The sequence below is a fragment of the Paenibacillus sp. MMS20-IR301 genome (genome assembly GCF_032302195.1).
Taxonomy (GTDB): Bacteria; Bacillota; Bacilli; order Paenibacillales; family Paenibacillaceae; genus Paenibacillus_AQ.
In genome coordinates, this window is record NZ_CP135275.1 from 6,265,714 (window position 1) to 6,288,876 (window position 23,163).

The 23,163-nt window shown below is 54.5% G+C and carries 19 protein-coding genes; 16 read left to right on the forward strand and 3 right to left on the reverse strand.

The genetic code is table 11. The features are described 5' to 3' along the window. Window positions 1–22 precede the first annotated feature (22 nt). From LOS79_RS26855 to LOS79_RS26925, 15 genes are all read left to right on the forward strand, one after another. On the forward strand, window positions 23–835 hold the full coding sequence (locus tag LOS79_RS26855) for a uroporphyrinogen-III synthase (RefSeq protein ID WP_315413698.1): 813 nt from the start codon (window positions 23–25) through the stop codon (window positions 833–835). 189 nt (window positions 836–1,024) lie between these two features. Beyond that, complete coding sequence (locus LOS79_RS26860) at window positions 1,025–1,657, forward strand: ThuA domain-containing protein (RefSeq protein ID WP_315413700.1); 633 nt, start codon at window positions 1,025–1,027, stop codon at window positions 1,655–1,657. A 171-nt stretch (window positions 1,658–1,828) separates the two neighbouring features. Beyond that, the gene (locus tag LOS79_RS26865; RefSeq protein ID WP_315413701.1) at window positions 1,829–2,176 is read left to right on the forward strand and encodes a phasin family protein; all 348 of its coding nucleotides are present in this window, start codon (window positions 1,829–1,831) and stop codon (window positions 2,174–2,176) included. After that, a complete protein-coding gene (locus LOS79_RS26870) occupies window positions 2,177–3,847 on the forward strand; it encodes an ABC1 kinase family protein (protein ID WP_315413703.1) in 1,671 nt (556 codons plus the stop codon). 390 nt (window positions 3,848–4,237) lie between these two features. Next, complete coding sequence (locus LOS79_RS26875) at window positions 4,238–6,133, forward strand: DEAD/DEAH box helicase (protein ID WP_397386696.1); 1,896 nt, start codon at window positions 4,238–4,240, stop codon at window positions 6,131–6,133. Window positions 6,134–6,374: 241 nt separating this feature from the next. Further along, the gene (locus tag LOS79_RS26880; RefSeq protein ID WP_315413706.1) at window positions 6,375–7,319 is read left to right on the forward strand and encodes a M15 family metallopeptidase; all 945 of its coding nucleotides are present in this window, start codon (window positions 6,375–6,377) and stop codon (window positions 7,317–7,319) included. 169 nt (window positions 7,320–7,488) lie between these two features. Further along, entirely contained in the window at window positions 7,489–8,088 is a 600-nt protein-coding gene (locus LOS79_RS26885; RefSeq protein ID WP_315413707.1) for a methyltransferase family protein, read from the forward strand. Between the two features lie 41 nt (window positions 8,089–8,129). After that, on the forward strand, window positions 8,130–9,149 hold the full coding sequence (locus tag LOS79_RS26890) for an LLM class flavin-dependent oxidoreductase (RefSeq protein ID WP_315413709.1): 1,020 nt from the start codon (window positions 8,130–8,132) through the stop codon (window positions 9,147–9,149). 1,225 nt (window positions 9,150–10,374) lie between these two features. After that, window positions 10,375–10,851, forward strand: coding sequence for a glutathione peroxidase (locus LOS79_RS26895; protein ID WP_315413711.1), 477 nt, complete (start codon window positions 10,375–10,377; stop codon window positions 10,849–10,851). Window positions 10,852–11,493: 642 nt separating this feature from the next. Further along, window positions 11,494–13,128 carry a formate--tetrahydrofolate ligase gene (locus LOS79_RS26900; protein ID WP_315413712.1) on the forward strand — a complete coding sequence of 545 codons (1,635 nt, stop codon included), beginning with the start codon at window positions 11,494–11,496 and terminating at the stop codon, window positions 13,126–13,128. Between the two features lie 415 nt (window positions 13,129–13,543). Further along, window positions 13,544–14,908: an FAD-dependent oxidoreductase gene (locus LOS79_RS26905; RefSeq protein WP_315413713.1), complete on the forward strand. Its 1,365-nt coding sequence runs from the start codon at window positions 13,544–13,546 to the stop codon at window positions 14,906–14,908. 216 nt (window positions 14,909–15,124) lie between these two features. Beyond that, window positions 15,125–15,949, forward strand: a complete 825-nt coding sequence (locus tag LOS79_RS26910; RefSeq protein WP_315413715.1) for a formate/nitrite transporter family protein — start codon at window positions 15,125–15,127, stop codon at window positions 15,947–15,949. A 395-nt stretch (window positions 15,950–16,344) separates the two neighbouring features. Further along, window positions 16,345–17,556 (forward strand): MFS transporter, encoded by a 1,212-nt coding sequence (locus LOS79_RS26915; protein ID WP_315413717.1) that lies wholly within the window; start codon window positions 16,345–16,347, stop codon window positions 17,554–17,556. A 24-nt stretch (window positions 17,557–17,580) separates the two neighbouring features. After that, window positions 17,581–18,093 carry a GNAT family N-acetyltransferase gene (locus tag LOS79_RS26920; protein ID WP_315413718.1) on the forward strand — a complete coding sequence of 171 codons (513 nt, stop codon included), beginning with the start codon at window positions 17,581–17,583 and terminating at the stop codon, window positions 18,091–18,093. 2 nt (window positions 18,094–18,095) lie between these two features. Next, entirely contained in the window at window positions 18,096–18,740 is a 645-nt protein-coding gene (locus LOS79_RS26925) for an MOSC domain-containing protein (protein ID WP_315413719.1), read from the forward strand. A 119-nt stretch (window positions 18,741–18,859) separates the two neighbouring features. Here the strand turns inward: LOS79_RS26925 and LOS79_RS26930 are convergent, their stop codons facing one another. Next, a complete protein-coding gene (locus tag LOS79_RS26930; RefSeq protein ID WP_315413721.1) occupies window positions 18,860–19,408 on the reverse strand; it encodes a GNAT family N-acetyltransferase in 549 nt (182 codons plus the stop codon). Window positions 19,409–19,448: 40 nt separating this feature from the next. Next, window positions 19,449–19,694 (reverse strand): DUF2164 domain-containing protein, encoded by a 246-nt coding sequence (locus LOS79_RS26935; protein ID WP_315413722.1) that lies wholly within the window; start codon window positions 19,692–19,694, stop codon window positions 19,449–19,451. A 246-nt stretch (window positions 19,695–19,940) separates the two neighbouring features. Between LOS79_RS26935 and LOS79_RS26940 the strand changes: the two genes are divergently transcribed. After that, complete coding sequence (locus LOS79_RS26940; RefSeq protein ID WP_315413724.1) at window positions 19,941–21,653, forward strand: glutamine--tRNA ligase/YqeY domain fusion protein; 1,713 nt, start codon at window positions 19,941–19,943, stop codon at window positions 21,651–21,653. A 164-nt stretch (window positions 21,654–21,817) separates the two neighbouring features. On the opposite strand, the gene LOS79_RS26945 is transcribed toward LOS79_RS26940, so the two are convergent. Beyond that, the gene (locus LOS79_RS26945) at window positions 21,818–23,068 is read right to left on the reverse strand and encodes an MFS transporter (protein WP_315413726.1); all 1,251 of its coding nucleotides are present in this window, start codon (window positions 23,066–23,068) and stop codon (window positions 21,818–21,820) included. Window positions 23,069–23,163: the final 95 nt, after the last annotated feature.

The following is a 23,163-nucleotide window of genomic DNA, read 5'->3' on the forward strand; positions in this document are numbered from 1 at the left end:
ATAATGAAGGAGAGGAACGATCATGGCAGAGCAATTAAAGGGCATAACTGTAGCCCTGGCCGGTCCGCGCAAGTCTGAGGAGATGGCCAAGCTTGTACACAATATGGGAGGGACCGCAGTGCATCGTCCGGCCCAGGGAACCTCTTTCCTGGATGATGAACTTCTGCGCAGCGGGCTGGCGGACTGGGTTGAACATCCGCCGGATCTGGCGGTGCTGACAACCGGGATGGGACTGGACGCCTTATTCGAGATGGCAGCGAAGCTTGCGCTTGAGGACAGGTTCCTCCAAGTGCTCTCTGCCTCCCCGATCGCAGCACGCGGCTATAAGACGGTGAATGCCCTGAAGAAACGGGGGCTGGAACCGGTGGTGCGTGATGATGACGGCAGCACAAGGGGCCTGATCCGCGGGCTGCAGGACTGGGAGCTGGAGGGGAAGCAGGTTGTACTGCAGCTGCACGGCGAGCCGGCTGTCAGGCTGGTTCAGTGGCTGGAACAGGCGGGTGCATCCGTCCGCTGCGTGCAGCCTTACCGGTACACGCCGCCCGGGCCGGAGGCACTGGCTCTGCTGCTGGCGGAAATTACGGAAGGCAGGGTGGATGCGGTAGCCTTCACCAGCGGACCGCAATTCCGCTTCCTGGCCCAGTATGCACGGGAGCAAGGCCGGCTGGCAGAGCTGGTTGAGGCGCTGGAGACCCGGGTGATTGCAGTATCTGTCGGCCGGATTACCTCGGAAGCACTGAAGGAAGAGGGCGTGCAGCGGATTGTGATGCCGGAGCATGAACGGATGGGCAGCATGTTTGTTGAGCTTGGCAGGTACTTGGCGGCTTCCCGGTAAAATAAAGGCTTCAGCGATCTCAGAGAGTGGCAGGCTGGAATTCCCGTCCGTTAGGGCGGGAATTCTTTATGAGAGGACATCTGTGCAAGGCCCCACTTTGTGGGGGGATTTTATGGACATCTCGGGCTGTTTTCCTTAGAATAATAGGCAACGTTCAACTACAAAGATAAAGATACAAGGAGGAGACACATGGATAAGAGAAAATGCCTGCTGCTTGGCGACTATACTCACCCCCGGTTTCACCCGCTGCAAGGCGTAGACAAGCAGGTCAGCGAAATATTGAATGATCTTCTGACCGTCCAGTGCTCGGAGAATAAGAAGCTGCTGCTAAGCGAGCATCTGGCGGGATATGATCTGTGTATCGCATATAACGAATTATGGAACGAAACGGTATCTCCGCAGCAGACCGCAGGCCTGCTGAGCTATGTGAGCGGCGGCGGCGGACTGATTGTGCTGCATACCGGTGTATCCCTGGCCAAGCGGTATGAGCTGGCTCATCTGATCGGCGGCAGGTTTACCGGACATCCTCCATACGCCCCGCTGAATTTCAAGGTCCGGGAGCATGATATTACGGAAGGCATTGAGGATTTCCAGCTGGATGAAGAGCCGTACCGCTTCGAGTTCGACCCGTTCACGGATAAGAAGATTCTGCTTGAATATGAAGCAGACGGCGAGCTGCTGCCTGCAGCCTGGTGCCATAGCTATGGCCTCGGCCGGGTAGTCTATCTGATGCCGGGCCACCACGAGCCTTCATTCACCCATCCGGCTGTACGCCAGCTCATTCTGCGTGCAGCGACCTGGGCAGCACGTATCCCGAGATAACATCCCGGCTGTAGGGGTGGTTTTGTGAAATGAACCGTTAAGGGGTATACTTTAGAAGATAAGAATTAATGTGTTTTGGGGTCCCCGCAAAGTACCTGAGCAATCACCTGCAGCAAAGCCTCACTTTGTGGGGTTATTATCCATAACTGGAATCTTTGGGAGGAAAGTACCATGAGTGATTTGTTAAAGAAAGCAATCTCTTTAGGAGTGGGCCTCACCATCGTCAGCAAGGAAAAGGTAGAAAAGGTTGTAGATGAGCTTGTAAAGCGGGGCGAGCTTGCGCCTTCAGAATCGAAAGCACTCGTAGACCGGCTGATTGAGCGAGGGGAAGAGGAACGCGGAGCATTCAAATCCGCCGTGCATGAGCAGGTCCAGAAGGTGCTGAAGGAGCTCAAAGTGCCTGTCCAGAGCGATATTGCCGGGCTGGAGTCACGTATAGCCTCACTGGAGAGCCGTGTAGCTGAACTGGAGGGCCAATCTCCCCAGGGAACAGCCGTGCCGGATACGCAAACGGAATAAATGGCAGTCCGCATACGGCATGCCGGGCGGTACCGGGCAATAGCCATGGCGCTTATGCGTCATGGCTTCGGCTATATGGTGGAGGAACTGGGCCTCTACCACCTTCTGTCCCTGCCGCGCCGGATGATTACGCAGGAGGTTCATGAAAGTGTGACACTCGGGGAGCGGATCCGCCGGGTGCTGGAGGAGCTGGGGCCGACTTTTGTCAAATTAGGCCAGCTGGCCAGCACCCGCTCCGATCTGCTGCCCGATTCTATTATACAGGAGCTTGTGAAGCTGCAGGACAGCGTGCCGCCGTTCTCTGCCGAGACCGCCCGCAACATTGTTGAGCAGGAGCTGGACCAGCAGATTGACGCGGTGTTCGAGTACTTCGAGAATCATCCGCTTGCTGCAGCCTCAATCGGTCAAGTGCACCGGGCTGTACTGCATGGCGGTAAGAGTGTGGCGGTCAAAATCCAGCGTCCCGGCATTATGCGGACGATGAGCCGCGATCTGGAGATTCTGCTCGATTTAAGCATCCTTGCCGAGCGGAAGCTGGACTGGGCCAAGCAGTACGGGCTGACCCGGATGGTTGAGGAATTCTCCCGTGCGCTGCTGGCAGAGCTCGATTACGGCCAGGAGGGACGCAATGCAGAGCGGATTGCCGGACAGCTGACCCCACAGGAACGGGTGTATATTCCCGTTATTTATTGGGACTATAGCTCTGCAAGGGTGCTGACTATGGAGTATGTGGACGGGATTACGCTGAACCGCAAGGACGAGCTGCTGAACCAGGGCGTTACCTTTAAGACGGTAGCCCAGCAGCTGGTGGAGATGATGCTGAATCAGATTTTTATCCACGGCTTCTTCCATGCTGATCCGCATCCCGGCAATGTTATGGTGCTGGAGGACGGCAAGCTGGCCTTGATTGATTTCGGGATGGTCGGGCGGCTGAGCGAGGAAATGAAGGACGGGCTGTCCGCGCTGGTCATCGCCCTGATGCGCAAAAATACGGATTCTATGGTGCGGGCCATTTTACGGCTCGGAGTGATCCCTGAGGATGCTGACCGGACGGCGCTGCATGATGACATGGACCGGCTGCGTGAGCAGTATTATGACATTCCGTTCAAGCAGGTCAGTATCGGCAAAGCGCTGAATGATCTGTTCGGCATTGCCCGCAAGCACCGGCTGGTTATCCCGCCGGATCTGGCGATGCTGGGCAAGACGATGCTGACGCTCGAGGGCATCGTCGCCAGTCTGGATCCGGCCTTCAGTATTGTGCAGATGGCTGAGCCGTTCGGCAGGCAGCTGGTGAAGCAGCGCTTCAGCGGAAGCCGGCTGCAGCGCAAGCTGCTGGGCGGTGTGGCCGATCTGGCCGAGAGCCTGGTGGAGCTGCCTGCCCAGGCCCGGCAGCTGTCTGCGCTTATCAGCAAGGGCAAGCTCAAGGTAGAGATCGGGGTGCCTGAGTTTCAGGATCTCGATCATAAATTCAGCCGGATCGGCAACAGGCTGTCCTTCAGTATTGTCCTGCTGGCGTTCAGCATTATTATGGCCGGGCTGATTATCGCCTCATCGCTGCGCGGTGAGCCTTCGCTGCTGTGGGATTTCCCGATTGTGGAAATCGGCTCGGTGATCGCCCTGCTGATGATGCTGTGGCTGCTGTTCTCGATCTTTAAGTCCGGGCGTTTCTAGCCGGAGAAGGCCGGAAAATATTTATTATGGCCGGGATGCACACAAACGGTACAAAATCAAGTACAATATACAAAGATAACTTGGGAAACTTGTAATGGAACGCAAATGGAGTGCTGTCTGAATTTCCGGTGATCACTGCTGCCTAAGAGAACCGGACTTCGGACGCCTGCCTTGCGCGTTAGTGGGACGGAAGAGCTCCGGCAACGGGGTTCTTCCGCTTTTGTTTGATAATGATGCTTAAGCGCCTTCGGCGGCGGTTTGCTGCCCCGGGGAGGACAAGTGTCTTTGATTACGGGCCGGCTGAAGCTATGAGTGCGTACATTACTCCGTTACTTGGATAAATATAAGTTATGAACAGAACAATTAGAATAATTAAGTGAGGTGGAAACATTGCCGGGTTTTAAGGAATTAGGAGTTTCTGAAGTGCTGAATGATTTGCTCAAAGGACAGGGGATTGTTAAACCGACGCCAGTGCAGGAGGAAGCTATTCCTCCGCTGGTTGAAGGTCTGGATGTCATTGCCCGGGCCAAGACAGGAACCGGGAAGACCCTGGCCTTCCTGCTGCCGATTATGGACAAGATCCGGGTGGAGAATGCTTACCCGCAGGCGCTGATTCTTGCGCCGACGCGTGAGCTTGCCCTGCAGATTACCGAAGAAGCGCGGAAGCTGGCGCGCCATACGGGCGTGAAGATTCTGGCTGTGTACGGCGGTCAAGATGTCGAGAAGCAGCTCCGCAAGCTGGAGGGCGGCAGACATCTGATTATCGGAACACCGGGACGGCTGCTGGATCACCTGCGCCGCGAAACGCTCGACCTCGGCGGTGTGAAGATGCTTGTACTGGATGAAGCAGACCAGATGCTGCATATGGGCTTCCTGGAGGATGTAGAAACGATTATTACGTCGGTGCCATACCGCCGCCAGACTATGCTGTTCTCTGCGACCATGCCGGACCCGATTAAACGGCTGGCTGCGAACTATATGAAAGAACCGCTCGATATTATTATCAAGAGCGGCTCTCCGATCCCGCTGGATAATATCCGCCAGCAGGTGGTGGAATGCTCGGACCGCAACAAGGAAGAAGCCCTGATCTCCCTGATCGAGCGTGACCGCCCGTATCTGGCGATTATCTTCTGCCGGACGAAGCGCCGGGTATCTAAGCTGAACGAAGCGCTGCAGGCCGCCGGGTACGATTGCGACGAATTGCACGGCGATCTGTCGCAGGGCAAACGCGAAGCGGTCATGAAGCGGTTCCGTGATGCCAAGCTGCAGCTGCTGGTTGCTACCGATGTAGCGGCGCGCGGGCTTGATGTGGAAGGGATTACCCACGTCTTCAACTATGATCTTCCGCTGGATGCGGACAGCTATATTCACCGGATCGGCCGTACGGGCCGCGCCGGAGGCAAAGGCCTCGCGATCACGTTCTCTTCGCCGCGCGAGCGCGCCGGGCTCGACGTGATCGAGCACGGCATCTCCCAGCGGCTGGACCGCCGCCGGTACGAGAAGGACGAATTCGGCGTTGGCGAATTCTCCTCGGTGCAGGGCGGCGGCTCGCCGCGCGGCGGGCGGCAGAGCGCTGCGCCTGAAGCAGCGCGTGCCGGGCGCGGCGGCCGCGGGCAGGGCCGCAGCGGCGGTGCGCCGCGTGCGGAGGCCGCAGGGCGTCCGGGCGGGCGCGGACGCGGCGGCAAGGATGCAGGCGGCTGGGGCGCGCCTGCGGAAGGCGGAAGCCGCAGCCGGAAGGACGCGGCAGGCGGTGGCAAGCGCAGCGCCTACGAAGCGGCTGCTGCGCCGAAGGGCGGCGGCTCTGCCGGCAAAAGCGCGGCGAAGCCAAGACCGGGCGGCGGCTATGGCGCCTTCGCGAGCGGCGGCGACAGCCCGGCTGGCGGTTACGCGGCTGGAGCAGGCGCCGCGGGCGGACGCGGCGGCAGCAAGGGCGGCGCGTCCAAGGGCGGGCCGAGCAGCGGCTACAGCTCGAACGTCTCCCGGGGCGCAGAAGCCGGCGGATTCAGCTACGGCGCTTCGAAGGGCGCCGGCTCCGGTGCCGGATACAATCCCGGCGGCGCGAAGTCGAGCCCGAAATTCCGGGCGCATGTAGCCCGCAGCAACGAAGCTGGAGGCGCTGGGGCGTCTGCTTCCCGAGGCGGATCGCGCGGCGGCTATAATGCCGGCGGCGGCTCCAAGGGCGGCAAAGGCGGGTCCGGCTCCGGCGGACGGAGCAGCGGAGGAAACGCCTCGCGCGGCGGACGCAGCGGCGGCGGCTCACGCGGCGGCCGGGGCTCATCCAGATAAAGGCGCTTTACTTAGGGGAGTGAAGCTTGTTACCATAGGGCAGTTAGCGTATCAGCTAACGGCCCTATGGTAATATTTGTTTTAGGGGCAGAAGCAGATTATTGATTTGAGCTGAAACATTTTCACCCTCAGGCCTGTCTAATAGATATTGATAATTGCAGTCTATGCTGCCGAGGCGGGTTTTGCGAAGGATACCCGGAACGCAGATGCTATACCACACTTTTAGGAGGAACTAATCAGGATGTCCAGAACAGCTAAGATTATTGTCTTATTCATTGTAGTTATTGCTGTTGGCTGGGGGATCGGGAAATATACAGCCCCGTCAGCTTCCCCGGAAGACGGAACTAACATAAACACAGGCACAGAGCTTGCCGGTGAACCTGGTGCGGCAGCTGAGCCTACCGCTGTGCCAAGTGCAGACCCAGACGGCCAGGAGCAGAATACGGGGAATAACGCAGGAGCAGAACCGGCGCCTGAAGTAACGGCTGCACCAGCGGAGACTCCGGCCCCCACCAAGAAGCCTGCTGCTACGGACAAGCCTGCTCCTACCAAGAAGCCGGCAACCGGTTCCTCCGGCAATAATAATGCTGAGATGACAGCTGCCGAACCGGAGAGCATCACGGTCATGGTTAATAAGCAGTACAAGCTGCCTGATAATTACAAGCCTGCAGATCTGGTCTACCCGGATGTACCGTTTATTTTCTCGGAGAAAATAGAGAAGCGGATGATGCGGCGCGAAGCAGCCAAAGCACTGGAAGAGATGTTTGCCGGGGCGAAGAAGGACGGCGTTTATCTGGCCGGGGTCTCCGGCTACCGTTCCGAGTCCACCCAGAAAAGACTGTTTAATAACTATGTTGCCAGAGACGGCGAAGAGAAGGCCCGCACCTACAGTGCGGTTCCCGGACACAGCGAGCACCAGACGGGCCTGGCCATTGACCTCTCCGGCAGTGACGGTAAATGCGCAGCCGAAAGCTGCTTCGCCGGCACGAAGGAAGCTAATTGGCTTGCCGAGCACGCTGCCGAGTACGGATACATCATCCGTTTCCTCGAAGGCAAACAGGCGATTACCGGCTACATTTATGAGCCTTGGCATGTCCGTTACGTAGGCAAAGAAATGGCTGCTGAAATCTTCGAAAGCGGGCTTACCCTGGAAGAATACTATGACGCCGTTCCGGTGTCGAAGTAATACATTGCTGCTTGAGCAGCTCCGTGATTGATGCGGGGCTGCTTTTTTTATACGAAATTATAACCAGCGAAGCCTGAAAACCAGTTGACATGAAAATATACGGAGTTTACAATTCGATTAAACATATGATCAAATATTCATATGTATTTCTTGAAGAGGTGATCTGATCATGACTGCACTGAATATTCTGTCATTGACGCTTTTTGGGATCTTTATCATTGCTTATGTATCGAAGCTTGTTATTCTCTACGGGAAGAACAGTATAAGGGCCAATGTACTTGCTAAGGGCAAGAAGATCTCCGGAATCAGATCCACTGAATTATTTGTCAAAATTGCAACTTTCATTTGGGGCGGAGCCTGGCTCTTTTTATCCTTGGCGGAATCTTTTATAGTCGGTATAGTGGGCCGCCATTTCAATGAACCGTTGGTAAACTTTATCGGCGCGGGTATCGTTAGTCTGGGGTGTGCCGTTTTTATTCTGGCTATGAAGGCAATGAGAACGTCGTGGAGGGTCGGGATCGATAAGTCTACAGCCACGAAGCTCATTACCAGAGGGATTTACAAGGTTAGCCGGAATGCGGCCTTTGTCGGCTTCGATCTTATGTTTGCCGGCTTATATTTGATGTATCCCAGCTTTTTGACACTGATTATTGCCGTATTTAACATCCTCGCCATACATCTGTTGATCCTGCAGGAAGAGAAGCATTTACGCGAAACGTTCGGTAAGGCATACAGCGATTACTGCCGTAAGACACCTAGATATATCTAACCTCTTTGTCAAAAATCTGTTTCATTTGGAGCTGCTCAGCTATGAAAATAAGTATTCTGGATCAATCTCCAGTCTCGTCAGGAAGCTCGCCTGCAGAAGCGTTAGCGCAGACAGCGCTGCTTGCGCGTGAGGCGGAGCGGCTTGGATATCACCGCTTCTGGGTAGCCGAGCACCATGCTGCATCCGGTCTGGCCGGCTCCAGCCCGGAGGTGCTAATGGCTCATTTGGCTGCCGTTACCTCGGATATCCGCATCGGCTCAGGAGCTGTGCTGCTGCCTCACTATAGTGCCTATAAGGTCGCCGAGAACTTCCGTGTTCTGGAGGCCCTGTATCCCGGGCGCATTGATCTCGGTGTGGGCAGGGCCGCCGGGGGCGGTGCCCCTGCGGCCAAAGCGCTCCAGGATACCCGTGTTAGTCCCGCTGGAGCAGACCGTTATGAGGAGCAGCTTCAGGAGCTTATCACTTATCTGCATGATGCTGAAGATGCGGGCACAGTAAACCCGGCCGGGCCGCAGGTCATGCCTGCGGTGCATTCTGCCCCGGAAATTTGGCTGCTTGGCTCAAGTCAAAGCAGTGCGGCACTTTCAGCCCGGCTGGGCACCGGGTATGCCTTCGCTCATTTCATCAGCGGCAGCGGGGGAGCAGAAGCGGTGCGTGAATACAAGAACCGCTTCATGCCATCCTGTGCCGGTACTGCGCCACGGCCGCTGGCAGCTGTATTTGCCGTCTGTGCTGAAACCGCAGCAGAGGCGGACCGCTTGGCAGCCAGTATGGATCTGTCCGTAGTACTGCTGGAGAAAGGGCATGTCTCTTCGCCCACCCCTTCGCCGGATACCGCTGTGAATTATACATACACACCGTTTGACAGATTCACCATCCGGGAGAACCGCAAGCGGATGATCGTAGGCTCCCCCGCAGAAGTCAGGGAACAGTTGCAGGCGCTGGCTGAACAATATCAGTGCGGGGAGCTGATGCTCTCCAGTCATATTCACTGCTTTGAAGACAAACTGAAGTCCTTCCGCCTTATTGCTGAAGCCTGTGGCCTACCCAGCAGGGAATAGCCTGTTGGGAAGCCCGCGGGGCTGGGGGGCCGGCGGAATGGATCTCAGTACAGAAAGTGGACAGTCACGCACCGGTTTTCAAGTACATAGTGTAGCATTGCGGACATGAGCGCCGTTAAGATGTGGAAAAGCGGCTGAATGCTGGTCTTAACGGACATCAGCGCCGTTATTTCACGAGAAAAGTGGAGATTTCACCAGAAAAGTGGCGATTAATCCCATGATGTCCGCAAACCCGTCAACTGGAATATAAAACGGGCTGATAAAGGCTGTGATGTCCGTAGTACCCGAATTGCTCGAAGTGCCAAAGTACCCAAAGTGCTCAAAGTACCCGAAGTGTTCAAAGTGCTCAAAGTACCCAAAGTATCCAAAGTACCCAAAGTACCCAAAGTGTTCAAAGTGCTCAAAGTGCCCAAAGTATCCAAAGTGCCCAAAGTGTTCAAAGTGCCCAAAGTACCCAAAGTACCCGAAGTGTTCAAAGTGCTCAAAGTACCCAATGTACCCAAAGTGCCCTAATCTCCGCCAGAAGGTGTACGTATTTGACTCTGGTAGTTATTGTTTCTTCCTCTATATTCACTCCGAAGCCACATTTAGGCGTACTTAGATGGATTTTTGGAATCGCCGCATTCTGGCCAGAGCGGATAGCTGAAATCAATGAGAAAAGTACCCTTAAATCCGCTGAAATTCGGTTGTTAAGCGAAATTAAGGGTAAAAATGCCCTTAATATTGCCGAAAGTAGGCAAGGAGAGGAAATTAGAGGTAAAAGTACCCTTAATTTCGCCGAAAGTGGGTGTTGAGAGGAAATTAGGGGTAAAAGTACCCTTAAATCAGCTGAAATCCGGTTGTTAAGCGAAATTAAGGGTAAAAACGCCCTTAAAATACTTTGAATTATTAAAAGTTGGTTTATGGCAAGCACTCCCCGCAATCCAGCCGCCAGCGAGCACTCCTCCCTATCTCCGCCGCCAGCCGTCAGCGAGCACTCCCCCACATCCCAGCCGCCCGTCCTTCAGCCAGCAGCTGCTCACATCTCATACTACCCTTCCCGGCCTTCCCCATACTTCATGCTTCCTCCCCCTCTCCAAACTCCTCCCGTGCCGCTCTATTCCCCCATCCGCCGCACGCTACATTTTGTATTAACCCGCGGATAAGATAAGATGGAGGTGCATGAGCTGCAGGATTATTTAATCTGCAGACTACAAAATCTACTGCCGAAAGGAAGCGAAGCAGGATGTCGATCTATAGTTTTGCCGGGGTTACACCATCGGGTACTGAAGTGCCGTTTAAGGACTATGAGGGCAAGGTGCTGCTGATCGCCAATACGGCAAGCCAGTGCGGACTGACGCCGCAATACGGGGATTTGCAGAAGCTGTATGAGCAATACAAAGATCAGGGGCTGGTCGTGCTCGGGTTCCCCTGCAACCAGTTTGCCGGCCAGGAGCCGGGAACCAGTGAGGAAGCGGAGGCTTTTTGCCAGATTAATTATGGCGTTACTTTTCCGGTGTTTGCCAAGGTGGATGTCAACGGGCCGGACGCGAGCCTGCTGTTTCAATATTTGAAGGGCCAGCAGCCGGGTGACGGCGAGAGCAGTGATATCCAGTGGAACTTCACGAAGTTTCTGGTAGACCGCAGCGGCAATGTAGCTGCCCGGGTGGAGCCGAAGGAATCACCAGAAAGCATGAAGGATACCATTGAATCACTGCTGTAGCAGCAGGCCCAGTCCAAAGCTTAACTCTCTCCTCCTCCCGGACCGTGGTGCGTATGCATCTGGCCCGGGAGTTTTTATTACAGGCAGTACTTGCTCTGAGCCTAGTTTTAGTCGGAGTACCCGGAATGGAACGGAGGAGTAGCGCAACCGCGCAGGTATCCGCCGGCTATATATTTTTGAACCTGTGATCTTGGGCTTCAGAATAGTGCGGGAGTAGAGAATTCATTCTATTGTACTTTGTACAGCAGATTACAATAAAATGAGCCTGAAAATAGAATCTGTTGTATTTTGTACACTCATTTCTTGGGATTTGGGCATTTTAAGCTCATTTTTCCGAAAAGCACTGTACGAAATACAATAGATTGGATTTTTCAGCTGTTTAGCATGGATTCAAATGTAGAAAATACAATTGCTCCATTATTATGGGTGTTCTCTTATTGCAAATACTCCTTAACGTTTCCAGTTCAAGCTATGTTCAAGCTATATAGTGTTTTTCTATTAATCAGCAGAGTTGTATGAAAATTATCCTTGTATCTTTTCAGAGACACTGTATTCTTTGAAGAGGAAAGTTTCATCCCTTACGGAATTGCATAAAGCTAAGAAGGATGCAGGATAATAACGGCAGGAGGGTTTCATAAAAGCATGAGGTTAATTACAGAGGTAGCATCGGCAGCAGGGATCCATGAGGAGCATCTGGAGTTGTACGGTAAATACAAAAGCAAGCTCTCCCCATCGCTATGGGAGGAACTGAAGCACAAGCCGGACGGCAAGCTGGTTCTGGTAACAGCGGTAAATCCCACACCGGCGGGCGAAGGAAAAACCTTAACCACCATCGGATTATCCCAGGCGCTGAATGCGGCGGGGATTAAGACGGTTGCTGCACTGCGTGAGCCGTCACTTGGGCCTTGCCTCGGAATGAAGGGCGGCGCAACCGGCGGAGGCAAGTCGCAGATTGTTCCGGCGGACGAGATTAATCTGCATTTCACCGGTGATATCCATGCCGTGACCTCTGCGCATAATCTGCTGTCTGCAATGATCGATAATCATATGTTCCAGGGCAACGCCTTAAGCCTCGACCCGCAGCGGATTGTCTGGAAACGTGTAATGGATATGAATGACCGCAGTCTGCGTAATATTGTGACCGGCCTGGGAGACGGCAACGGGACGGTGCGCGAGAGCGGCTTCCAGATCACAACAGCTTCCGAGATTATGGCTGTACTGTGCCTTTGCAATGATCTTGCCGATTTGAAAAAAAGACTGAGCCGGATGCTCATCGGTTATGATACGCTGGGCCAGCCGGTTACTGCCAAGGAGATTGGTGCAGTGGAGGCTATGACTGCGCTGCTGAAGGAAGCGGTGAAGCCCAATCTTGTGCAGACGCTGGAAGGCACGCCGGTTATTGTACATGGCGGACCTTTTGCCAATATTGCCCACGGCTGCAGCAGTGTGATCGGGACCCGCTACGCGCTGAAGCTTGGCGAGGTGGTTGTAACAGAGGCCGGCTTCGGTGCGGATCTGGGCGCCGAGAAGTTTATGGACATTAAATGCCGCCAGGCTGGCCTGTCTCCTTCGGCCGCAGTGCTGGTGGTTACAGTGAAATCACTGAAATATAACGGCGGTGTCCGTAAGGAAGAGCTGTATGCCGGTAACCGTGCGGCCTTGCTCGCCGGCTTGTCCAATATGGAGTGCCATATTGAGAATTTAAGCAAATTCGGTGTGCCGGTGCTGGTAGCGCTCAATCATTTCGAGGGCGATGCTCCGGCAGAGATCAATGATGTGCTGGAGGCTTGCCGCAGACTTGGTGTGCCTGCAGCCGTATCCAAGGTATGGGCGGAGGGCAGTGCCGGTGGACTTGAGCTTGCGTTTGCACTGAAGAAGCTGCTGGACCGGGAAGATGCTGTGAATTATGCACCGCTCTATGAAGACGGCCTGGATATTCCGTCCAAAATCAATAAAATCGTCACGGAAATTTACCGCGGCGCCGAAGTGGTGTTCTCTCCGGCAGCCAAACGCAGTCTGGCTGTGATCGACAGGCTGGGCCTGCAGCAGCTGCAGGTCTGCATGGCCAAGACGCCATATTCCTTCTCGGATCAGCCAAGGCTGCTTGGAGCACCCGAAGGCTTCACCATGGGTGTCCGGGATATCACGCTGTCCCTGGGTGCAGGATTCGCAGTTGTCATCACGGGCAATATAGTCACCATGCCGGGACTGCCGGCCAAACCCGCGGCGGAAGGGCTGCAGGTCGATGAGGGCGGTGTAATTTCCGGGTTAGAATAAAGGTTCTGGAAGGGACGCTGTAACTGCCCGGGTGTCCCTCCAGGCAATATAATCAGCCGTGCAGCCATCCAGCTGGCCGCTAATAAGACCTCACTTGCTCCGCATTTTCCTGCGGACGAGTGGGGTTATTTTATATAAACCTGCCTGTCTCTTCCTGCCGCTGGCAGACATAATGTGCTTCTGCCGGGGAAAACTAAGCCGGAGCGAAACGGACCTGCGCTTCACAGCAGCCAAGCTGATACCCGGTCCTGCCTGACTTTTCCTGAAAACTATTAAAATTTGAAATTGTGAACAATGTGAGAAAAATCACAAAAACTATTGCAATGTGATAATAATCACAATATAATCAGTGTATAAAGTGAAATTAATCACAAATACACATAAACAGGCTTTTAATTTGGAGGAGGAAGAAATCATGAAAGTAGCAGTCATTGGATGTACACACGCCGGAACCGCCGCCATTGTTAATACCGCACAACTATACCCGGATGCCCAGATTACAGTGTATGAGCGTAATGATAATATCTCGTTCCTGTCTTGCGGTATCGCGCTGTATGTAGGCGGAGTGGTTAAAGACCCGCAAGGACTGTTCTATTCTTCCCCTGAACAGCTGGCGGCGCTGGGTGTGCAGACGAAGATGCGCCACGAAGTTACGAATGTGGATACTGCCCGCAAAACCCTGAAGGCCCGCAACCTGGTCACAGGCGAAGAATTCGAAGATACGTATGATAAGCTGATTATGACGACAGGCTCATGGCCGATTGTGCCGCAGCTTGAAGGTATAGATTTGAAAGGCGTTCTGCTCTCGAAGAATTACAACCATTCCAACACCATCATTGAAGAAGCACAGAAGGTACAGAGAATTACTGTAGTCGGTGCCGGATATATCGGAGTTGAGCTGGTCGAAGCCTTCCAGATGAACGGTAAACAGGTTACGCTGATTGACGGCGAGGAGCGGATCCTGAGCAAATACCTGGATGAAGAGTTCACCGCACCGATTCAGCGGTCGCTGGAAGAGCACGGAATCAAGCTGGCGCTTGGCGAGAAGATCGCTGCTTTTGCCGGAGAGAATGGTAAGGTTACTAAAGTTATTACCAGCAAAGGTGAGCATGAGACAGATCTGGTCATTCTGTGCATCGGCTTCCGTCCGAATACAGAGCTGCTGAAGGGCCAGGTGGAGATGCTGCCAAACGGTGCGATTATGGTCAACGACTATATGCAGACCAGCCTGCCGGATGTATATGCTGCCGGTGACAGCTGTGCGATTCATTACAACCCGACCGGTAAACACGCCTATATTCCGTTAGCAACCAACGCTGTACGCATGGGTACACTTGTCGCCCGTAATCTGGTTACTAACACTATTCCGTATATGGGCACGCAGGGAACCTCGGGGATCAAGATCTACGAAGACAATATTGCCGGAACCGGCCTTACTGAGGATGCGGCCAAAGCAGAAGGACTGGATATTGAAAGTGTACTGCTGACAGATAACTACCGTCCGGAATTCATGCCGACTGTGGAGCAGGTTCAGGTAAAAGTGGTATATGAACGGGCTACCCGCCGTATCTTGGGCGCTCAGATCATGTCGAAGATGGATCTGACGCAGTCGATCAATACCGTATCGGTCTGCATTCAGAATAAAATGACCGTAGACCAGCTGGCCTTCATCGACTTCTTCTTCCAGCCGCACTACAATAAGCCTTGGAACTTCCTGAACACCGCAGGCCTGCAGGCATTGCCTAAAACTGTGGCTGTCAGAGAAACCGTAAACGTCTAAATTCCGCGATCATCCGCCGGGGCCGCTTAAGGCTCCGGTTTTTTTGTGTTGGTAAAAAATCTTCCGCCAATAAGGCTTTTGTGGTAAATTTGACATGTCAGTGAAAACTTTCACTTGGTTTTTCTGTGAGTGATATTTATCACGTAAATGTGACTGGGATCACGTTACAATGGCATAAAGGAACAAATTTTAAGTAATTAGAAGGGGATAGGAATCATGGCTTATAACAAACCGCAGGAGATCGCCGAAGTTACGGTAGAGAACGGAGTCAAGAAAGCGCACAATCCGCTCAGTGCTGTACTTATTCTCGGTTTTCTGGGAGGGGCGTTTATTTCGCTCGGATTTTTGCTGGATATTCGTGTCATTGCCGGTGCGCCTGCCGAATGGGGGTCCATTGCTAACTTTATCGGGGCTGCAGTTTTCCCTGTAGGGCTGATCCTGGTGCTGCTGGCCGGAGGAGAGCTGCTGACAGGCAACATGATGGCGGTGCCGCTTGCTTTTATCGCAAAGAAGATCTCGTTCTGGGAAATGTTTAAGAATCTGGTGCTGATAACGATCGCTAACCTGGCGGGTGCCTTGTTCGTCGCTTACTTCTTCGGGCACATTGTCGGCCTCACCTCAGACGGAGTGTATCTGGAGAAGCTGGTAAGCATGGCGGAGCACAAGATTGATGTGACCTTCCTGCAGGCCTTTGTCTCCGGGATCGGCTGTAACTGGCTCGTTGCGCTGGCGGTATGGCTCTCCTATGGAGCAGATAATTTCAGCGGTAAAATCCTCGGTATCTGGTTCCCGACAATGGCGTTTGTCGCCATCGGATTCCAGCACGTTGTAGCTAACATGTTCCTGATCCCTGCCGCTATCTTCGAAGGACACTTCACCTGGGGACAGTACTTCGGCAACTTTGCTCCGGTATGGCTCGGCAATCTTACAGGCGGTGCGATCTTCGTTGCAGCAGCCTACTATATGGCTTACCTGCGCAAGGCGCCGGCTGCGGCTGCATCCGCTAAGAGCATTCCTACAGGTGTGAAGAAACATGCTTAACAGATCAGGCAGCTGCAAGCTGCCTGTTGAATAGTTTTACCTGAGCACTTTCTGGTATCCCGGCATCCGGTTACCGGAAGGTGTTTTTGCAATCCGCAGCTGTTAGGCGGCTTCTGCTCTAACTTCTATCTTCCGGACAACACAAAATTCGCCGTGCATTTCCGACTCGGGGGAACGAAATCGGGCTCACGGCGAATAAATAGGGAGTGTTTCATATGCACTATTACCCGGGGATACGGGGAGCGAATCACTCAGGTACAGCTTATTTTCCATTGCATATATTTCATTTAATTGACGCGATAAAGCGTTAATATGGACGCTTGCTCTGCGCCCTCTTTTCAGATGATACTGGATGGATTAATGTCAACAAAGTAACAGGGGATGAAAGACAAGTTATGAGATTCTTGCAGGCTTATCCGAAGGAAGTCAAAGTATTCTTGATTGCCAGTCTGATTAATGCTACCGGCAGTGCGCTGATGTGGCCGCTGGTTACGATGTATGTATTCGATGAGCTGGGACGCAGTATGAAGGATGCGGGGATTGTGCTGCTGGTGCAGTCACTCGGCGGTATTGCCGGACAATTGCTTGGCGGATCACTGTATCATAAAGTAGGGGTAAACCGGCTGATCGTCGGGGCGCTGGCTATGAACGCACTGACCTTATTTGCGCTCCCGTGGGCAAGCGGCAGCTGGAGCCTGTTCATTATGGTCATGGGTCTGATGGGACTCTTCAATTCGCTGTCGCTTCCGGCAATCCAGGCGTTCATCGGCTTCCGGTTCGCGGAGCAGCGCGCAGAGCTTTTTAATATCATTTATGTTTCGAACAATATCGGGGTAGCCCTGGGAACGGCTCTAAGCGGGTTTCTGGGCAATTATATGCTGAGCTTTGTGCTGAACGGTGTGACTTCGGCTGTGTTCGCCGTCTTCTTCTTGGTTTATCTGCGCAAGGTGGGGGCTGCACCGGCCCATGAGACGGTCCGGAAGAAACAGCCCCAGCCGCAGGCATCCGGCCTGAAGCTGATGGGGCATACACGTATCTATCTGTATATGTCCATAGGCTCGATGTTCCTGCTGATCGGCAACTCGATCTGGAACACCGGAGTATCGCCGTTTATTATATCGGAAGGCTGGTCGAAGCAGCTCTACGGCTTCCTCTGGACGCTGAACGGCGTGCTGATCTTTGCCGCACAGCCGCTGGTCAGCCTGATCAAGCGCTGGTTCGCAGGTACCTCCACGGCACAGATGACGGCAAGTGCCGTCTTCTACTTAGGCGGGTATGCTGTAATCCTGTTTATGCCGACCTACCCGGGGATGCTGCTGGGTATGGTGCTGGCGACGCTGGGAGAGATGCTGATCTCCCCGGCCATGCCCTCCTTCATCTCAGAGCATGCCCGGCATCATGCCCCCTTCTTCCTGGGGCTTAGCGGCGGGATCGGTGCGGCGGGCAGAGTCATCGGCCCTTATCTGATGGGAATTCAATTTGATAGAGGCGGTCTCGCCCCGACAGGGTGGCTGGCTTGCGGGATGGCGGTGCTGGCTGTGGGCTTCTTCGCGGTCCACGCCTTTATTAACCGTCCGGCCCTGCGGCGTGATCTGCTGGAATCCTAATGGGATGATAAGGGGGAACAAGCAGTGCAACGAATTAATAAGGATTCAGTACTCCATATCCGTCTCTCGGAAATCAGGGATGCCCGGGAGCTGATTATTCTTGATAATATGATCTGGACAGAGCATACAACGCCGGGGCCGCTGATGTGGCGCTCCCGGGAGGACTATCTGCTGCATGCACCGCCCGGCTCACAGCTTGTGGCACTGCAAGGCGGAGAGCTATGCGGGTATGTAGGCTTCGGCTGCCCCAGCGGGATGGAGAGCAACCGTCATGTATGCGAGGTTAACATTGCGGTGCATCCGCGGTTTCAGCGGATGGGCATCGGGAGCCGGCTGATAGCCGAGATCAGGCGGCATGCTGCGGAGAACGGCATCCGTAAGCTGCGCCTGCGTGTACTCTCCAGCAACACGCCTGCGCTCGCGTTCTACCGCAAATGCGGATTCGAGGAGGAGGGGCGGCTGCGGGAGGAATTTTACCTCGGCGGACGATATGTGGACGAGATCTTTATGAGCTGCATGCTGGATAGGGAGGAATGAAGATGAAGGTTGTCTCACTTAATGTAGGCAAGCCGAAGACGGTAGATTACCGCGGCAAACCGCTGGAGACGGGCATCTACAAGCTGTCGGTTTCCGGCCCGGCGTCATTGCGGCGTGAAGGCTTTGACGGGGACGGGCAAGCTGATCTCATCAATCACGGAGGCGCAGACAAGGCGGTCTGTGTCTATCCGTTCGAGCATTATGCCTTTTGGGGGGAGCAGCTGGGCAAGAAGCTGGAATACGCTGCTTTCGGTGAGAATCTTACGGTCAGCGGACTGCTGGAGACCGAGGTATGCATCGGCGATATTTATGAGATCGGCACGGCGCTGCTGCAGGTCAGCCAGCCGCGCTTCCCGTGCTTCAAGCTGTCGCAGAAGCATGGTCCGGCAGATATGCCGGCGCGTGTACTGTCCACCGGATACAGCGGGTTCTACCTACGCGTGCTGCGCGAGGGGGAGATTGCCTGCGGAGACGGAATCCTCAAGCGGGAGAGCGGGGCAGGCGGCTTCTCGGTGAAGCAGGTGCTGTATTCCATGGAGCACGGGCGCAGGGATAAGACAGGGCTTGCCGAGCTTGCCGGGCTGGACAGTCTGGCAGCGGTAATCCGCGAGCGCTTCCGGGGCTGGCTTGCGGCTTGGGAGAGCTAGCAGATGCTGTATAGTCTTACTGTTGCAAAAACCCCCGGGTGCTGAAGCCGCATCCGGGGGTTTCCTGTGGATAGAGTGGTTTAGAGTATAAGTGCTGACAATACACAAGGCAGGAATACTCAGCCGAGCAGCTTCCATTCGCTGCGGAGCAGGCCGTACACTGCGTGATTAACGTAGCCTGCAGGCAGCTTCTCCGCCTCGCGGATTACACCTTCGAAGATGAAGCCCAGCCGCTCGGGAATCGCCCGGCTTGCACTGTTAGCTGTGGCGCAGCGGATCTCAACGCGGTTCAGCTCAAGCTCCAGCAGCGCATAATCCACGAAGACCCGGCAGGCACTGGTCATATAGCCGTGGCCTTCATAGCCTTCGCCCAGCCAGTAGCCGATTCCGACAGAGCGGTTATGCCAATCGATCCCGTGGTAGCCGATGACCCCGGCAAGCTCCTCGCGGACCCAGAGTCCGGCGGTGAAACCGCCGTTGTCACTGCCCTGCTTCACGGCATTTTTGATAAATCCGGTGAGATGATCCTGCTCGGCAACGCCGTCTACCCAAGGCAGCCACTGCCTGAGCCGGTGGCGCGAGCGCTCCACCAGCGCGAACATATGGCGGGCATGCTCCGGCAGAAGCGGCTTCAGCTTCAACTCTTCATCAATGACATAATTAAACATGCGGCTGCCCCCTTTGCGGGCGGAAGGGATACGTTCTTGCCTAACGCTTCTTCCACTCCAGTGCGTAAATGTCTTCCTCCAGAGCCTGCATACGCTGGTTAGCCAGTGTGCGGCAGTCGCCTAGCGCTCCGTTGTATATAGCCGGTCCAAGCTCCTGCAGGAAGAAATCCAGCAGATTATCTGCAGCCAGGTGGCCGATGGTCTCACCGCGTTCGGCTTCGAAGTAAGCACGGATATTCTCGGTAATCAGCTCCCGCTGCTCTTTCGGCAATTTGACGGGTTTCATGAGTACACCCCCTCTATTGAATGTTTCTATACCTCTCATGCTACCCTATCGCCCGGAGAGAAGTCAAAGCTGCATTATGCGCCGTAATCCGCCGCTTACAGCTGTTGAAGCAGCTTAAGTGAACGGGCCGCTGACCGGGGCGGACAGGCCTGTTATGCTTAACTTTATTGATCATTCCCTGCTTAACGGGTATATTAGTAGGAAACATGTTCATACAAGGAAGTAGTAATATTACAGAACGAAAGGTTGATCATTGTGGAGAATCAGGGTACCCCCTCCAATTTCATCAAGAACGTCATTACCGAAGATCTCCGCTCGGGCAAGGTTAAGGAAGTAGTCACCCGCTTTCCGCCGGAGCCGAACGGGTATTTACATATCGGACATGCCAAGGCGATCTGGATTAACTTCACGCTGGCTGATGAATTCGGCGGCAAGACTCACCTGAGATTTGACGACACCAATCCGCTCAAGGAGGACACCGAGTATGTGAACTCCATCCAGGAGGATGTGAAGTGGCTTGGTTATGAATGGGAGGAGCTCCGCTTCGCCTCCGATTATTTCAGCGAGATGTACGAGCGGGCTGAGTTGCTGATCAAGAAAGGCAAAGCCTATGTCGATGATCTTACTGCAGAGCAGATCCGTGAATTCCGGGGAACGCTGACCGAGCCGGGGCAGAACAGCCCTTACCGTGAGCGCGGCAGCGAAGAGAGCCTGGACCTGTTCCGCCGCATGCGGGCAGGCGAATTCAAGGACGGCGAGAAGGTGCTGCGTGCCAAGATTGACATGGCTTCGCCGAACATCAATCTGCGTGACCCGGTCATCTACCGTATTTCCCACTCCCATCACCACAATACCGGCGATGCATGGTGCATTTATCCGATGTACACCTTCGCGCATCCGCTGGAGGATGCTATTGAGAGTGTAACGCATTCCCTGTGCTCCCTGGAGTTTGAGGACCAGCGCCCGTTCTATGACTGGGTTATTGCCGAGTGCGAGATGCCGGCGGTACCTCGCCAGTACGAATTCGGACGGCTGAATCTGGCCCAGACGGTAACAAGCAAACGCAAGCTTAAGCTGCTGGTGGATGAAGGTCATGTGGACGGCTGGGATGATCCGCGTATGCCGACAATTTCCGGACTGCGCCGCCGCGGGTACACCCCGGAAGCGATCCGCAGCTTCGTGCACGAGACCGGTATTTCCAAAAGCCAGGGCCTGGTCGACCTGCAGATGCTGGAGCACTTTATCCGTGAGGATCTGAAGCTGACCGTGCCCCGGACCATGGCTGTGCTGCGGCCGCTGAAGGTGGTCATTACGAATTATCCGGAAGATCAAACCGAATATTTCGAGATTGAGAACAATGTGGAGAACCCGGAAATGGGCAACCGCCAGATTCCGTTCTCCCGTGAAATTTATATTGAACGCGATGACTTCATGGAAGTGCCGCCAAGCAAGTATTTCCGCCTGTTCCCCGGCAACGAAGTACGGCTGAAGAATGCTTATTTCATCAAGTGCAACGACTTCATTAAGGATGAGAACGGTGAGGTTGTAGAGCTGCACTGCACATACGATCCTGAGACCAGAAGCGGCAGCGGGTTCACCGGACGCAAGGTCAAGGGGACACTGCACTGGGTGGATGCCAGCCAGGCGGTACCGGCGGAATTCCGCCTGTATGAGCCGCTGATCTCTGCCGAGGCAGAAGAGGCTGAAGCGGATACCGAAGGCCTGGATGCTTCCGAGGGCAAGCCGGAGCCCACCTTCCTGGACCAGCTGAATCCGTCATCCATTGAGATTCTGCAGGGCTTCGTCGAGCCTGGCCTGAAGGGCAGTGTGCCGCAGGACAAGTTCCAGTTCTTCCGCCACGGCTACTTCAACGTAGACAGCAGATATTCGTCACCGGAGCATCCGGTGTTCAACCTTGTAGTTTCGCTCAAAAGCTCATTCCAGCCTAAGAAAGGCTGATCTGCAGCGGTGGTTTACCGGAAGCCGGGAGCAGATTGTGCTCCCTATAGCTACTAAGCAAACAGGCTTGGCCTCCCTTTACGGGTAGCCAAGCCTGTTTGCTGTATGCTATGCCAGACGGATATTGAATTTCTGCTGAATTCAATGTAATGGAGAACGGCTGTTCAAGTGCGGGAATTCCATCTGTCCTCATCCGCTTCAAGTGTTGACGCCGGATCTTCTGGATCAGCCGGTGGCCGGTAGCTGCCGCGGCTGACGAACAGCCACATAAAGCCAAAGCCGAGTGTACCGAACAGAGCGAGAATGGCTCCGGACTGGTACATGACCTGTACTCCGAGATTCTGGTACATCCAGCCTCCGAATATGCCGCCGAGAATCCCGGAGACCCCGCTCCACGTAAGCGTGTAGAGCGCTTGTCCCGAGGAGCGGTACGGCCGCGGCACCAGCAGCATAGTCAACTGGGTCCCGACATAGAAGAATCCGCCGAACGTAATGCAGTGCAGCACCTGAATCAGGGCAACCTGAAGCGGGGTGGTTGCATCCGCCATCAGCCACCAGCGGAGGAAGAACAGGCCGCTGACCAGGGCGAGCGAGCCAAGCAGCACGGAGATGCGCCGCTTGAGGAACCGGTCGCAAAGGACAAGCACGCCCATCTCCAGAATGGAGGAGAGGAAGACCGCGAGTCCGATCATGGTCTTGCTCCCGCCCAGCTCCGTGATGTACAGTGACACAAAGGTGTTATTCATCGTATTCGGGATGGACACCAGAATGCCGAATAGAATAAAGCACAGGAAGAACGGGTTGTAGAAGATCTGCCGCATTCCTCTGAACGGAAGCGGGGCAATGCCGATGGAATGGCTCAGCCTCGGCATGGTAACCAGGGCGATCATTGCCGCGCAGAGCAGTGCCGCAAAGAGATAGGACAGCACGGATATGTTCGTCCATTCAATGACAGGCCCGGCCAGGATGGCGGTCAGCGCCCACCCGAGGGATCCCCAGAGGCGGAACGAGCTGAACCGCAGGGAGGTGCCGTCAATATAACTGAGAATCATGGTGTTGCTCTGGGCAAAGAGCGGCCCTTGAAAGAAATAGAAGAACAGAATCGATATATATACCATCTCATATGTATTCGCCTGAAACACGAGCTGGGACAAGACCAGCGTACCTGTCAGCATAACCAGTACAATGCGCCGGATGTTCTGGTAGCGGTCACTCCAGATGCCCCAGAAGGGGTTGGCAATGATTGAGACCAGGGCACCGACTGACATCAGGCTGCCGATCTCCAGCTTGTTCATGCCGACGATCTGAAGATATAACGGAAAGAAGCTGGTGAACAGGACAACTGTGCCATAGACAAAGAAGTTGAACCATTTCAGAGAGGTGAATGATGGCTGTTTACCGGGGATCTCCTGCAAACTTTGCCCTCCTTTCCCGCAAGAATATGTGCATACCTTGCTGCGGCGGCCGGAATCATGCCGCTTCTATCACTGTAACACTTGTTGAAAAGGGA

Bases quoted from the DNA above. Each gene is read 5' to 3' on its own strand.
- LOS79_RS26855 (WP_315413698.1), top strand. From the start codon at position 23: ATGGCAGAGCAATTAAAGGGCATAACTGTAGCCCTGGCCGGTCCGCGC.
- LOS79_RS26860 (WP_315413700.1), top strand. From the start codon at position 1,025: ATGGATAAGAGAAAATGCCTGCTGCTTGGCGACTATACTCACCCCCGG.
- LOS79_RS26865 (WP_315413701.1), top strand. From the start codon at position 1,829: ATGAGTGATTTGTTAAAGAAAGCAATCTCTTTAGGAGTGGGCCTCACC.
- LOS79_RS26870 (WP_315413703.1), top strand. From the start codon at position 2,177: ATGGCAGTCCGCATACGGCATGCCGGGCGGTACCGGGCAATAGCCATG.
- LOS79_RS26880 (WP_315413706.1), top strand. From the start codon at position 6,375: ATGTCCAGAACAGCTAAGATTATTGTCTTATTCATTGTAGTTATTGCT.
- LOS79_RS26885 (WP_315413707.1), top strand. From the start codon at position 7,489: ATGACTGCACTGAATATTCTGTCATTGACGCTTTTTGGGATCTTTATC.
- LOS79_RS26890 (WP_315413709.1), top strand. From the start codon at position 8,130: ATGAAAATAAGTATTCTGGATCAATCTCCAGTCTCGTCAGGAAGCTCG.
- LOS79_RS26895 (WP_315413711.1), top strand. From the start codon at position 10,375: ATGTCGATCTATAGTTTTGCCGGGGTTACACCATCGGGTACTGAAGTG.
- LOS79_RS26900 (WP_315413712.1), top strand. From the start codon at position 11,494: ATGAGGTTAATTACAGAGGTAGCATCGGCAGCAGGGATCCATGAGGAG.
- LOS79_RS26905 (WP_315413713.1), top strand. From the start codon at position 13,544: ATGAAAGTAGCAGTCATTGGATGTACACACGCCGGAACCGCCGCCATT.
- LOS79_RS26910 (WP_315413715.1), top strand. From the start codon at position 15,125: ATGGCTTATAACAAACCGCAGGAGATCGCCGAAGTTACGGTAGAGAAC.
- LOS79_RS26915 (WP_315413717.1), top strand. From the start codon at position 16,345: ATGAGATTCTTGCAGGCTTATCCGAAGGAAGTCAAAGTATTCTTGATT.
- LOS79_RS26925 (WP_315413719.1), top strand. From the start codon at position 18,096: ATGAAGGTTGTCTCACTTAATGTAGGCAAGCCGAAGACGGTAGATTAC.
- LOS79_RS26930 (WP_315413721.1), bottom strand. From the start codon at position 19,408: ATGTTTAATTATGTCATTGATGAAGAGTTGAAGCTGAAGCCGCTTCTG.
- LOS79_RS26935 (WP_315413722.1), bottom strand. From the start codon at position 19,694: ATGAAACCCGTCAAATTGCCGAAAGAGCAGCGGGAGCTGATTACCGAG.